This is a genomic window from uncultured Leifsonia sp. (genome assembly GCF_945957465.1).
Taxonomy (GTDB): Bacteria; Actinomycetota; Actinomycetes; order Actinomycetales; family Microbacteriaceae; genus Leifsonia.
In genome coordinates this window covers 1-12,791 of sequence record NZ_CAMFLC010000072.1, presented here as the reverse complement: position 1 = coordinate 12,791, position 12,791 = coordinate 1, and the positions used below count along the sequence as shown (strand labels likewise).

The window sequence follows — 12,791 nt, the reverse complement described above, 5'->3', positions numbered from 1 at the left end:
CGAAGCGCCTCAGCGGGGCTGGGAGTCTCCACTTCGGCAAGCACCGACAATAAACGCCGAGGGCTAAAGGAAAGCGAAGCGCCTTCCGGCGCTTAAAAGACTCGACGCCCGGTGGTGCGGCGATGCCTGCAACGCTCCCGGGTCGTCGAGTTATGCGTATAGCCTGCCTCAGGCTCGGCGGGAGCGCAAGGCTTTTGACGCAAGCCGTCCGCGACGGTTGGATGGTCTCATGGCAGAGAACACCAACGAGAAGCCCGAAGTCGACGCCCCCGAGGGCCCGGCTCCCACGTCGCTCGAGATCGTCGACATCGTCGAGGGCTCCGGTCCGGAGGCCCTCCCCGGTTCGAAGGTCGACGTGCACTATCTGGGCGTCGAGTACGAGTCCGGCGAGGAGTTCGATTCGTCGTGGAGCCGGGGTCAGTCCATCAACTTCCCGCTCAACAACCTGATCAAGGGCTGGCAGGACGGCATTCCCGGCATGAAGGTCGGCGGCCGTCGCAAGCTCACGGTTCCGCCGGCGCTCGCGTACGGCCCTGCTGGTGGCGGTCACCCGCTGTCGGGCAAGACCTTGATCTTCGTGATCGACCTGCTCGGCGTCAGCTGAGGTCGGTTCCTCACTCAGAAGGGCACGTATCCGTTGGATGCGTGCCCTTCCGGCGTTGCGGCGTGTTCAGAGAGCGGGCGGCTGCATGTGGGTGGGGATGGCGATCCGGTTCCAGATGTTGATCGTGCCGATCGCGAGGATCAGGTCGGCGTAGCCTTCTTCGCCGAATTCGGTGACGGCACGCTCGTAGAGGTCGTCGCTCACGCCGCCCTGGTGGATGAGGGTGACCGCTTCGGTGAGCTCGAGGGCGACGCGTTCGCGATGGCTGAACCACGGTGATTCGCGCCAGGCGGAGACGGCGAACGCTTTCCGCAGCGGGTAGCCGCTGTCGGTGAGGTCGACGGAGTGCATGTCGACGCAGTAGGTGCAGCCGTTGATCTGGGAGGCGCGGAGTTTGATCAGGTCGCCCAGCGGTGCTTCGACGGCGTTGCCCACGTAGCCGTCGAGGTTGATCACCTTGCGGTAGCCCTCGGGGGCGACGGCGGAGAGCTGGAGGCGTTCGGTCGGGGCGTGCCCGGTGGCGGTGGCGTGTTCTGCGGTGTCGGTCATGGCTCCACCGTAGAGGCGCTATTGGTGTGTTGTAAGCTCCAATTCGTGCGGTTCTGATCAGACCATTCGTGACGGGCGGGAGGCGCGCCGTGGAGATCCATGTCGCGATCGACGGCAGGGGCGACCGCGCCGAGCGCGTGTACCGGCACCTGCGCGACGCCGTCCTCGACGGCCGGTTGCGCCGCGGCGAGCGGTTGCCGGCGACGCGCGAGCTCGCGGCGCGGCTCGGCGTCTCGCGCAGCACCGTGTCGACCGCCTACGAGCGTCTGACCGCCGAGGGCTACCTGGTGGCCCGTGTCGGGTCCGGCACCTTCGTCGCGCTCCCTGCGGCCGTGGCCGCGGCAGCTTCGGCGCGCGCAGCCTCGGCCTCCCGCAGCGGAGGTGCTGCGCTCCCGGCGCCCGCGTGGCGGGGTCTGCCGGACCCGCTCTGGTCGGAGCCTCGCGCCATCGCGTACGACTTCAGCGTCGGGTCACCGGATCCCGCGCTCTTCCCGGGCGACGCCTGGCGTCGCAGCGTGGCCGCGGCGTTGCGCGGGCCCGCCCTGCGCCGCGCGCACTACGCCGATCCGTCCGGTCTCGAGCGCCTGCGCGCCGGTATCGCACGTCACCTCGGGCTGTCACGGTCGGTCGTGGCGACTCCCGACAGCGTCGTGGTCACGAGCGGGGCGCAGCAGGCGTTCGACCTGCTCGGTCGCACGCTGCTGCGGCCGGGCGACACGGTCGCCGTGGAGGATCCCGGCTACCCGCCGGTGCGGCAGCTGCTGGAGCAGCTCGGCGCCCGGGTGGTGCCGGTGCCGGTCGACGAGCACGGCCTGCTGGTCGACCGGCTGCCGCCCGCGCGGTTGGTGTACGTGACGCCGTCGCACCAGTTCCCGCTCGGGGGAGTGCTGTCGCTGGAGCGGCGCATGGCGCTGCTCGACTGGGCGCGCAGCCACGACGCCGTCGTGATCGAGGACGACTACGACAGCGAGTTCCGCTTCGGCGCCCGCGCGCTCGATCCGTTGCAGCGGCTCGACGGCGACGGCCGCGTCGTCTATGTCGGGACCTTCTCCAAGACGATGCTCCCCGGTCTTCGTCTCGGGTTCGTGGTGGCGCCACCGTCTCTGGTGCCCGCGCTGCGGAGCGCCAAACGGCTGACCGACTGGCACAACGACGTCGTCACGCAGACCGCGATGGCGAGCCTGCTCGACTCCGGTGCGTTCGCGTCGCACGTGCGCAGGGCGAGCCGCGCGTACGAGGAGCGGCACGCGCGGGTCGGTGCGGAGGCGGCGGCCCTGCTGGGTGGCCGGCTGGATGTCGTGCCCTCGGCGGCAGGGCTGCACCTGGCGCTGCTGCCCCGCGATCGCGAGCTGTTCGACTCCACCCGGGTGGCGGAGGCTGCGGCGATCGCCGGGGTGGCCGTCCAGCCGCTGCCGCGTTTCGCGCTGACGCCGGGCTGGGAGGGCCTGCTGCTGGGATTCGGCTCGATCGCCGCAGACGACATCCCCGACGGCATGCGGCTGTTGGCGGAGGCGGTCGGCCGCACCCACAGCGGATAGCCGCCGACCGCCTCGGACCGGAGGTCGTCAGATCGCGGACCAGCCGCCGTCGGAGGCGAGCACGACACCGGAGATGTTGGCCGAGTCGTCGCTCAGCAGCCAGGTGATCGCCGCGGCGAGTTGCTCCGGCTCGGCCACCGGCGGCACGTTGGTCTGCATGATCGGGCCGAGACGCTCGCCGGCCAGCTGCGACTTGAAGGAGCCGTCGACGTTCGTGACCACGCCGCCGGGTGCGACGGCGTTGGTCCGGATGCCGTTCGGCGCGTAGAACACGCTCGTGCTCTTGGTGAGTCCGATCACGGCGTGCTTGGAGGCGGTGTAGGCCGCACCGGCGGCGGACCCGCGGATCCCGGCCTCCGACGACACGTTGACGATCGCACCGCTCCCGGCCTCGATCATGAGCGGGAGAACGGCGCGGCTCAGGCGCATGATGGCGGTGACGTTGACCGTGAACACGCGGTCCCAGGTGGCGTCGTCGACTTCGGCGGCCGGGAGGAAGCCGTCCATGATGCCGGCGATGTTGGCGAGCGCGTCGACGCGGCCGCCCGCGGACTCCAGGATCGCCGCGATGGTCTCCGCACTGGAGACGTCGCCCGCGACCGTCACGAGATCGAGCCCCGGGTTGTCCTCGACGAGTGCGGTGAGTCGCTCTGCTGAGATGTCGCTGGCGACGACCCGCGCGCCCTCGGAGGCGAGGCGGAGCGCTGTCGCCTTGCCGATGCCGGAGCCCGCTCCGGTGACGATCGCGGTCTTGCCGGCGAAGCGGCCGGTTCCATTGCTGCTCATACTGCTGTACTCCTTGACTGTCGATGACATCGTCGGCGCTCGAACAAGCGTCGCAGTATTTATAACACTCAGTGCCACAATGGAGACCATGAGTTCGCTGGAAGCCGAGACCACCCCGCGCCGGCGCGGCCGGCCCGCCGACGTCGACCCCGACCGGGTCGCGCTGCTCGCCCTGCGCCACTTCGCCGAGCACGGCTACGACACGACGACGATGGACGAGATCGCCGCGATCGCCGGGATCGGCCGGCGCACACTGTTCCGCTACTTCCCGTCGAAGCCCGACCTGGTCTGGGGCGGCCTGGAGCCCGTGGTCGGGCGGATGCGCGGGGTCCTCGAGACCGCTCCGCCCGACGAGTCCGCACGCGATGTGATCGCGCGCGCCATGGCCGAGTCGCTCGACCTCGACGCCGAGCACATCGAGGCGACCCGGCTGCGCCTGCGGCTGATGGCCTCCGATCCCACCCTGATCGGCTTCGGCGTCACCCGGCTGGGCGCGAACCGCGACATCCTCGCCGAGTTCATCGCCCGTCGGCTGGGTGTGCCGAGCGACTCGCTGCGCGCGCAGGTGCTCGCGGACGCGATCAGCTCGGCGAACTTCTCGGCACTGCTGTGGTGGGCGACGCGGACGACGGACGACGACCCGGCGGCGACCGCCGTCGCGGCGCTCGACGAGGTGCTGCGCGGGCTGCCGGACTGAGCGCCGTCCCGGCCGCGGGCGCCGTGCGGGTCAGCCGTTCGGAACGCTGCCCGCCCGCCCGCCCGCCCGCCGCGGCGCGGTTGAGGGCCCGGCTCTCTGGTAGACTCTTCAGGTTGCCGTCCAACGGCCGCGGATAAAGAGAGCCCAGGCACACGGCCCCGGGCACCGCGCAACGAGAGAAAGGGGATCCCCTCTATGGCACTGGATGCAGAGACCAAGAAGGCGATCATCGACGAGTACGCGACCCACCCCGGTGACACCGGATCCCCCGAGGTTCAGGTCGCCATCCTGACCAAGCGGATCAAGGACCTCACCGAGCACCTCAAGGAGCACAAGCACGACCACCACTCGCGTCGTGGGCTGCTCCTCCTGGTCGGTCAGCGTCGCCGCCTCCTCGGCTACCTGTCGGACATCGACATCAACCGCTACCGTGCGCTCATCGAGCGCCTGGGGCTGCGTCGATAACGACAGCGTCGAGAACGCGGGTTCGATCGACACCGCGATCTTCTTGCGAACGGGCCGTCACCTCCGGGTGGCGGCCCGTTTCGCGTGTGCGCAACATTCGTGACGAATCACGGGATTCGTGCCACGAATCGCGACATTCGTCACGAAGGTCATGCACACTGCACGACCTCAGCCATCGGCGTTCCGTGTGACGCGTCGTGCGGCCACCATCCGGTCGACCAGCGTGGCGGCGACGAGCGCCCCGGCGACCAGCGCGATCGCGACCGTCACGCCCCCCAGGCCGATGACGGGGGAGGCCAGCGGGGCGGCCAGCACCAGCAGCACGGCGAGACCTGTCTTCAGCGGCCTGATGACGACCTCCGGAACCAGCGGGGCATGCAGCAGATAGAGCATGATCAGGAACACCGCCACCGGCACTGCGACGGCGTACTCGACGGCCAGATCCGAGACGTGCGCGTGTTCGGCGCCGCGCTGCACCGCGACCTCCAGCCCGGCACCGAGCGCGGCCAGGGAGGCGAACACGAAGTAGTGGCCGTACCCCCAGTAGAACGACCTCTGGCGATTCGTCTGCAGGCCTTCGGCCGCGGGCTCCAGGAAGTACAGCCACCACAGAGCGAAGAGCAGCACCAGCCCGGCCGCAGCGATCACCACCAGGGCCGGTGAGACGCCGTGGGCAGCCAGCCCGCCCTGCACGCCGATCGCCGAGGCCGAGACCGACTCGCCGAGCACGATGATGGTGAACAGTCCGTAACGCTCGGCGATGTGGTGCGGGTGCCACGACGTCATCCCCGGCCGTTCGGCCCAGACCGGCACGAGCAGCTCCAGAAGAGCCGCGAGCACGAAGGTCCCGAGCTTCCACCCGACGGGGAGGAAGCCCCACGCGACCCACAGTACCTGGACGGCGGCGATGCCGACGGCGTACCGGGTCGCTGTCGCTCGACCGTCCGGATGCTCGATCGCCGCCCGCACCCACTGGGCGACCATCGCCAGCCGCATGATCACGTAGCCGATGATGATGGCGGTGAAATCCGCGAGCTCGAACGCACCGGGCACCCCGGCCGCCAGCACCAGGACGCCGCCCATCTGCAGCAGCGTCATCAGCCGGTACGGCACGTCGTCGGTGTCGTACGCGGAGGCGAACCAGGTGAAGTTCATCCACGCCCACCAGATGGCGAAGAACACCATCAGATAGGGCCCGAGCTTCTCCAGGATGTGCCCGTGCTCGCCGGCGCGCGCGAGCTGCGCCGACACCTGGGCGATCGCGACGACGAACGTGAGGTCGAAGAGCAGTTCGAGCGGGCTGGAGACGCGGTGCTGCTCATCGGTCGAGCGTCCGGACATCGGGATGCGGAAGGCGATGCTCATGTGCGCAAGCATAGGAGGATGCGCCATCGCCTCCTCCTCGCCGTCACCGGGCTCTACCTGCTCGCCGTCGCCTGGATCACGCTGAACCCGATCCCCGGGGATCCGAAGCGCAATGCTTTCCTGGAGGGGCTGCTCGCGTCGTTCGCCGCGACTCCGCTGCTCGCCTGGATCGGCTACGACGTCGTCGAGTTCACCGCCAACATTGTCCTGTTCGTGCCGATGGGGGTGCTGCTCGCCGTGCTCTTCGGCCGCGGCCGCCGCTGGCTCGCCGTCTCGCTCGGCATCGCGGCGTCGCTGGTGATCGAGTTCGTCCAGCTGTTCGAGCCGGCGCGCGTGAGCGACGCGAGGGACATCGTCGCGAACAGCCTCGGGACGATCATCGGGGTCGCTCTCGTGGTGATCGCGGGGGGGCGCCGGTCGCGCCCGGATGCGGCGCCCTCCCGCAGCTCGTAGCCGCCGCGACCGTCAGGCCAGCCCGAACGCCTCCAGCTCGCTGTCGTCGAGCATCCGGGAGCGGATCAGGAAGCGCTTGCCCTCGGGAGCCTCCACAGAGAACCCGCTGCCGCGGCCGTCGACGAGGTCGATCGTGAGGTGGGTGTACTTCCAGTACTCGAACTGCGACGCCGACATGTGGACCCGCACCGGCTCGATCCCGTCGACCTCCAACGTGCCCAGCAGCACGTCGGAAGCCCCGAGCCGGAACATCCCGACCGGGTAGCACATCGGCGAGGAGCCGTCGCAGCAGCCGCCGGACTGGTGGAACATGAGCGGACCGTGGTGCTCCGCCAGCCGCTGCAGCATCCGCGCAGCGGCCGGCGAGACGCCCACGCGTGACCTCACGCGCTCCATCGGCCTAGAAGAAGCCCATCGGGCCGTCGGCGTACGACACCAGCAGGTTCTTGGTCTGCTGGTAGTGGTCGAGCATCATCCGGTGGTTCTCCCGGCCGATGCCCGACTGCTTGTAGCCGCCGAACGCCGCGTGCGCCGGGTACTGGTGGTAGGTGTTCGACCAGACGCGACCGGCCTCGATGGCCCGGCCTGCGCGGTACAGCCGGGACCCGTCGCGGCTCCACACGCCGGCCCCCAGGCCGTAGAGCGTGTCGTTCGCCGTGACGATGGCGTCATCGAAATCCGTGAAGCTCGTGAGGGCGAGCACCGGGCCGAAGATCTCCTCCTGGAAGATCCGCATCGAGTTGTTCCCTTCGAAGACGGTCGGCTGCACGTAGTAGCCGCCGGCGAGGTCGCCGCCGAGGTCGGCGCGCTCGCCGCCGATCAGGAGTTTCGCGCCCTCCTTCTTGCCGATATCCATGTACGAGAGGATCTTCTCCAACTGGTCGTTGGAGGCCTGCGCGCCGATCATCGTCGACACGTCGAGCGGGTTGCCCTGCTTGATCCGCTTGACGCGCTCGAGCCCATCGGCCACGAAGCCGTCGTAGATGGACCGCTGCACGAGCGCCCGCGACGGGCACGTGCACACCTCGCCCTGGTTGAGCGCGAAGAACGAGAAGCCCTCCAGCGCCTTGTCGTAGAACGAGTCCTTGGCGGCGGCGACGTCCTCGAAGAAGATGTTGGGGCTCTTGCCGCCGAGCTCCAGCGTCACGGGGATGAGGTTCTCGCTGGCGTACTGCATGATCAGGCGGCCGGTCGTCGTCTCCCCGGTGAACGCCACCTTGCGGATCCGCGGGTGCGATGCGAGTGGCGCTCCGGCCTCGAAGCCGAACCCGTTGACGATGTTGAGGACGCCGTCCGGGAGCAGGTCGCGGATGAGGTCGAGCCAGATGTGGATGGAGGCGGGTGTCTGTTCCGCGGGCTTGAGGACGACGCAGTTGCCCGCCGCCAGCGCGGGCGCGAGCTTCCAGGTCGCCATCAGGATCGGGAAGTTCCAGGGGATGATCTGCCCGACCACGCCGAGCGGCTCGTGGAAGTGGTACGCGATGGTGTCGTGGTCGAGCTCGCTGATGCCGCCCTCCTGAGCCCGGATCGCCCCGGCGAAGTAGCGGAAGTGGTCGATCGCGAGCGGGATGTCCGCAGCGAGGGTCTCGCGAACCGGCTTGCCGTTCTCCCAGGTCTCGGCGACCGCGAGCAGCTCCAGATTGGCCTCCATCCGGTCCGCGATGCGGGTGAGCAGAAGCGCGCGTTCGGCGACGGAGGTCGCGCTCCACTCGGGGAAGGCCGCCCAGGCGGCGTCGACCGCGCGGTCGACATCCGCCGCCGTTCCCCGGGCGATCTCGGTGAACGGTCTGCCGGTGACGGGGGTGACGTCTTCGAAGTACTGACCGCCGGCCGGCGCGACGTACCGCCCGCCGATGTAGTGGTCGTACCGGGTGGCGAAGCTCACAACGGATCCCGCCGTTCCGGGCTGGGCGTAGACGCTCGGCTTCTCCGTCGTGGCCGTGCTCTCGGCGGCCGTCTCGGAGGTCTGTTCCGGGCTCAGAGTCATACGAGTCTCCTTCGACTGGTACGGGCGTGCGCCCACCGCACGCCTCTGGTCCCGGAGGCTACGCAGCGGGAGGTTGCATCCGGTTGCGAGCAGCCGTCGCCGTCAGGACTCGAGGGCCAGCAGCCGCGCCACCACCTGCGCCCGTCGCGGGGAGTGCGGCGGCAGCGCGTGCAGCGCCGCCCGCCAGATGTCCGCGTCGGCGGCGCCGCGCTCGGTCTCGCCCCAGGCGATCAGGAGGTCGGCGGAGCCCGACTCCAACAGCGCCTCGCGCAGCCGCGCGACGACCTCGTCGCGCAGTTCTTCGATGCCCGGAGCGTCCGACCCGGGCAGCAGACCGCCGCCGTAGGACGCGATCGCAGCCCGGTGAGCGCCGCGGCGCTGGAGGTCGAGCACGGCGCCGAGGTCGGTCTCGAGCGGTGCCGCCAGCCGGTAGGGGCGCGCCAGCGGGCCGAGCTCGGGGGCGATCGCGGCGATCGCCTTGCGCAGCCGCACGATCTCGGCCCGCACCGTCACCGTGCTCGACGGGTCGCCGTAGACCAGCTCGGCGAGCCGTTCGGCCGACAGTCCGTCGCGGTGCCACGACAGCAGCGCCAGCAGCTCGCTGTGACGTGCGCTCAGCGTGCCCCTGCGCCCGTCGGCGCCGGAGAGTTCGCCGGTGTCCCGTCCCAGAACGCGCAGCGCGGCGATGGCGGGCCGGGCCCGCTCGCGGTGCGGACCGGCCGCGGTGCGTGCCGCGCGCAGCCGCTCGATCAGCAGCTCCCGCTCGACGGCCGCGGCGGTCGCCTCGAGCAGCGGCAGCACGTGCGCCTCCGCGACCTGGTCTCCGCCGGTCACGTCGATGACGCCGATGATCTCGCCGGATTCCGGGTCGCGGACCGGCACGGCGGTGCAGCTCCACGGCTTCACGTCTTCCGCGTAGTGCTCGGCGCCGCGGATCTGCACCCCGTCGCCGATGGCCAAGGCAGTGCCCGGCGCGGACGTGCCGACGTCGCCCTCCGCCCAGGCGGCCCCCGGGACGAAGAGCATCGACTCCGCCCTCCGCCGGAGCACCGGGTCGCCCTCCACCCACAGCAACCGGCCGCGCGCGTCACCCACGGCGACCACGACCCGGCTGTCCGGTTCGGCGTCGCGCACCAGCAGCTGCCGGATCACCGGCAACGCCGCCGCGATCGGATGCGAGCGCCGCGCGTCCTCGAGACCGGGGCCGTCGAGCACCAGGGGTGCGGCGACGCCCGGGTCGAGCCGCGCCTGCTCGGCGCGGCGCCAGGAGGCGTCGACCACCGGCCGCAGGCCAGGGTGGTGACCGGCGATCGCGTCGACGGCGTCGTCCATGCGCTGTATCGTACGCGGTGCGCACCGGCCTGAGTACGGTGGAACGATGCGCACGATCGTCAAGGAACGCCCCGACGCGCCGGAACACTTCTTCGAGGCGGAGGCTGCGGGCCTGCGCTGGCTGGGCGAAGCCGCACGGCGCGGCGGCGCCCGCGTCGTGCGCGTCGCCGGCGTCGGCCCTGGCCGAATTGAGCTGGAGCGGGTGGAGCAGACTCGGCCGACCGCGGCCGCGGCGCGTGGGTTCGGAGTTGCGCTCGCCGCCACGCATGCGGCGGGCGCGCTCGCGTTCGGCGCACCGCCCGACGGCTGGGGAGGCCCGCTCTTCATCGGCAGGCGGCCGCTTCCGGTGGCGCACGAGGTGAGCTGGGGCCGGTTCTACGCGCGCGACCGTGTGCGTCCCTACCTCGATCCTGCGGTGCAGGCCGGGAACCTCGGCGCGCGGCAGCGCGCCGTCGTGGAGGACGCGCTCGAACGGGTCGAGGCGGGCGAGTTCGACGACGACGAGCCTCCCGCGCGCCTGCACGGCGACCTCTGGACCGGCAACGTGCTCTGGTCGCCGGACGGCGTCGTCCTCATCGACCCGGCGGCCCACGGCGGCCACCGGGAGACCGACCTGGCGATGCTCGCCCTGTTCGGGGCGCCGTACCTCGACGACATCCTCACGGCGTACGGCCGCGCGCGCCCGCTCCGGCCGGGCTGGCGGGAGCGCATCCCGCTGCACCAGCTGCATCCGCTCGCCGTGCACGCCGCCGGTCACGGGCCGTCCTACGGCGAGGCGCTGGCGGAGGCCGCACGGGCGACTCTCGCGCTCTGATCGGCCGAATTCCGGCGCTTCGGCCGGTGCGACTGATAGGATTCTGCTGGTCGGCCGAACGCCGGCCGATGGAGCAGGCTGGCAGGAGCTGGTCCTCGGTGGTGGTATCCGGATGCCCCGGTGCGGATGAGCACGGGAACGCAACCGTGTATTTCTACTGATGGCCAGACGGGCTCAGCCCACGCACCCGCATGGGATGCCGCGTACACGGACAGCCGTGTCGAACTGCCTGCTCGCTCCGAGTCCGCCGCGCACTCCGCGCGGGTGGGCACTGTGGAGTCGCGCCCAGACGGGGCTGCGACGTTAAACAAAGGAGAAAGACCTCTTGGAAGGTCCCGAAATCAAGTTCGCCGAAGCCGTCCTCGACAATGGACGCTTCGGCACCCGCACCGTCCGGTTCGAGACCGGACGCCTCGCCCAGCAGGCGCAGGGAGCCGTCGCCGCCTACCTCGACGAGGAGACCATGCTGCTGAGCGCGACGAGCGCCAGCAAGCACCCGAAGGACAACTTCGACTTCTTCCCGCTGACCGTCGACGTCGAGGAGCGCTCGTACGCCGCCGGCAAGATCCCTGGCTCGTTCTTCCGTCGTGAGGGCCGCCCCTCGACCGAGGCGATCCTGGTCTGCCGCCTGATCGACCGCCCGCTGCGCCCGTCGTTCGTCGACGGCCTCCGCAACGAGGTCCAGATCGTCATCACCGTCCTCAGCATCGCGCCGGACGAGTTCTACGACGCTCTGGCCATCAACGCGGCCAGCGCCTCCACCCAGATCTCCGGCCTGCCGTTCTCCGGCCCGATCGCCGGTGTGCGCCTCGCGCTCATCCCCGGCAACGGCCAGCACGAAGACCAGTGGATCGCGTTCCCGAAGGCCTCCCAGCTCGAGGAGGCCGTTTTCGACCTGGTCGTCGCCGGCCGCGTCCTCACCAACGACGACGGCTCCGAGGGCGACGTCGCGATCATGATGGTCGAGGCGGAGGCCACCGAGGGCAGCTGGAACCTCATCCAGGGCGGCGCCGTCAAGCCGAACGAGGAGGTCGTCGCCCAGGGCCTGGAGGCGGCCAAGCCGTTCATCCGGCAGCTGGTGGGTGCGCAGAACGTGCTCGCGCAGCAGTCCGCCAAGGCGATCGCCGACTACCCGGTGTTCCTGCCCTACTCGCAGGAGACCTACGACAACGTCGCGGGCCTGGCCTACGACGAGCTGGTGAACGTCTACCAGATCGCCGACAAGATCGAGCGCCAGAACGCCGACGACGCCCTCAAGGAGCGCGTCAAGGTCGCCCTCACCGAGAAGGTGGAGGCGGGCGTCGTGCCCGCGGAGACGCTGGAGCAGTTCTCCGCCGCCTACAAGTCGGTGTCCAAAGTGGTCATGCGCGGCCGTGTGCTGCGCGAGGGCATCCGCATCGACGGGCGCGGCCTGACCGACATCCGTCCGCTCGACGCCGAGGTGCAGGTCATCCCGCGCGTCCACGGTTCGGCGATCTTCCAGCGCGGCGAGACCCAGATCCTGGGCGTCACCACGCTGAACATGCTCAAGATGGAGCAGCAGATCGACTCGCTGTCGCCCGTCACCAAGAAGCGCTACCTGCACCACTACAACTTCCCGCCGTACTCGACCGGTGAGACCGGTCGCGTCGGTTCGCCGAAGCGTCGCGAGATCGGGCACGGCTTCCTGGCCGAGCGCGCGCTCGTGCCGGTGCTGCCCAGCCGCGACGAGTTCCCGTACGCGATCCGCCAGGTGTCCGAGGCTCTCGGCTCCAACGGTTCGACCTCCATGGGCTCGGTCTGCGCGTCGACCCTGTCGCTGCTCAACGCCGGTGTGCCGCTGCGCGCCCCGGTCGCCGGTATCGCGATGGGCCTGATCTCCGACGTCGTCGACGGTGAGACCCGCTACGCGGCGCTCACCGACATCCTGGGCGCGGAGGACGCGCTCGGCGACATGGACTTCAAGGTCGCCGGCACCAGCGAGTTCGTCACCGCGATCCAGCTCGACACCAAGCTCGACGGCATCCCGTCGTCGGTGCTGGCCGGCGCGCTCAAGCAGGCGAAGGATGCTCGCACGACCATCCTCAGCGTGCTGAACGCCGCGATCGACACCCCCGACGAGATGGCCCCGACCGCGCCGCGCGTGATCTCGGTCCAGATCCCGGTGGACAAGATCGGCGAGCTGATCGGCCCGAAGGGCAAGACGATCAACGCGATCCAGG

Annotated in this window: 13 protein-coding genes; 7 read left to right on the top strand and 6 right to left on the bottom strand. The window is 70.3% G+C overall.

All coding sequences use genetic code 11. From position 1 onward, the window contains the following. Positions 1 to 229: 229 nt before the first annotated feature. Positions 230 to 604 carry an FKBP-type peptidyl-prolyl cis-trans isomerase gene (locus Q0Q23_RS18630; RefSeq protein ID WP_295127802.1) on the top strand — a complete coding sequence of 125 codons (375 nt, stop codon included), beginning with the start codon at positions 230 to 232 and terminating at the stop codon, positions 602 to 604. Positions 605 to 670: 66 nt separating this feature from the next. Here Q0Q23_RS18630 and Q0Q23_RS18625 read toward each other — a convergent pair whose 3' ends face one another. Next, positions 671 to 1,153, bottom strand: a complete 483-nt coding sequence (locus Q0Q23_RS18625) for a carboxymuconolactone decarboxylase family protein (RefSeq protein ID WP_295127799.1) — start codon at positions 1,151 to 1,153, stop codon at positions 671 to 673. 89 nt (positions 1,154 to 1,242) lie between these two features. Here Q0Q23_RS18625 and Q0Q23_RS18620 point away from each other — a divergent pair, with 89 nt between their 5' ends. Next, on the top strand, positions 1,243 to 2,691 hold the full coding sequence (locus Q0Q23_RS18620; RefSeq protein ID WP_295127795.1) for a PLP-dependent aminotransferase family protein: 1,449 nt from the start codon (positions 1,243 to 1,245) through the stop codon (positions 2,689 to 2,691). 27 nt (positions 2,692 to 2,718) lie between these two features. Here the strand turns inward: Q0Q23_RS18620 and Q0Q23_RS18615 are convergent, their stop codons facing one another. Further along, a complete protein-coding gene (locus tag Q0Q23_RS18615) occupies positions 2,719 to 3,477 on the bottom strand; it encodes an SDR family NAD(P)-dependent oxidoreductase (protein ID WP_295127792.1) in 759 nt (252 codons plus the stop codon). Between the two features lie 88 nt (positions 3,478 to 3,565). Between Q0Q23_RS18615 and Q0Q23_RS18610 the strand changes: the two genes are divergently transcribed. Next, a complete protein-coding gene (locus tag Q0Q23_RS18610) occupies positions 3,566 to 4,174 on the top strand; it encodes a TetR family transcriptional regulator (protein WP_295127789.1) in 609 nt (202 codons plus the stop codon). Between the two features lie 195 nt (positions 4,175 to 4,369). Next, positions 4,370 to 4,639 (top strand): 30S ribosomal protein S15, encoded by a 270-nt coding sequence (rpsO, locus tag Q0Q23_RS18605; RefSeq protein WP_055919394.1) that lies wholly within the window; start codon positions 4,370 to 4,372, stop codon positions 4,637 to 4,639. 168 nt (positions 4,640 to 4,807) lie between these two features. On the opposite strand, the gene Q0Q23_RS18600 is transcribed toward rpsO, so the two are convergent. Further along, positions 4,808 to 6,004 (bottom strand): low temperature requirement protein A, encoded by a 1,197-nt coding sequence (locus Q0Q23_RS18600; RefSeq protein ID WP_295127782.1) that lies wholly within the window; start codon positions 6,002 to 6,004, stop codon positions 4,808 to 4,810. Positions 6,005 to 6,022: 18 nt separating this feature from the next. Between Q0Q23_RS18600 and Q0Q23_RS18595 the strand changes: the two genes are divergently transcribed. Then, entirely contained in the window at positions 6,023 to 6,457 is a 435-nt protein-coding gene (locus Q0Q23_RS18595) for a VanZ family protein (RefSeq protein WP_295127779.1), read from the top strand. A gap of 12 nt (positions 6,458 to 6,469) precedes the next feature. Here the strand turns inward: Q0Q23_RS18595 and Q0Q23_RS18590 are convergent, their stop codons facing one another. The 3 genes from Q0Q23_RS18590 to Q0Q23_RS18580 all read right to left on the bottom strand — a co-directional run bounded on the left by Q0Q23_RS18590 (position 6,470) and on the right by Q0Q23_RS18580 (position 9,776). Beyond that, positions 6,470 to 6,853, bottom strand: coding sequence for a DUF779 domain-containing protein (locus Q0Q23_RS18590; protein ID WP_295127776.1), 384 nt, complete (start codon positions 6,851 to 6,853; stop codon positions 6,470 to 6,472). 4 nt (positions 6,854 to 6,857) lie between these two features. After that, on the bottom strand, positions 6,858 to 8,444 hold the full coding sequence (locus tag Q0Q23_RS18585; protein WP_295127773.1) for an aldehyde dehydrogenase family protein: 1,587 nt from the start codon (positions 8,442 to 8,444) through the stop codon (positions 6,858 to 6,860). A gap of 102 nt (positions 8,445 to 8,546) precedes the next feature. Next, a complete protein-coding gene (locus Q0Q23_RS18580) occupies positions 8,547 to 9,776 on the bottom strand; it encodes a GAF domain-containing protein (RefSeq protein WP_295127770.1) in 1,230 nt (409 codons plus the stop codon). Positions 9,777 to 9,822: 46 nt separating this feature from the next. On the opposite strand from Q0Q23_RS18580, the gene Q0Q23_RS18575 reads away from it, so the two are divergent. Both Q0Q23_RS18575 and Q0Q23_RS18570 read left to right on the top strand, forming a co-directional pair. Next, entirely contained in the window at positions 9,823 to 10,590 is a 768-nt protein-coding gene (locus Q0Q23_RS18575; protein ID WP_295127767.1) for a fructosamine kinase family protein, read from the top strand. A gap of 325 nt (positions 10,591 to 10,915) precedes the next feature. Continuing rightward, positions 10,916 to 12,791: polyribonucleotide nucleotidyltransferase (locus tag Q0Q23_RS18570; RefSeq protein WP_295127764.1), on the top strand; the 1,876-nt coding region annotated here is incomplete at its 3' end.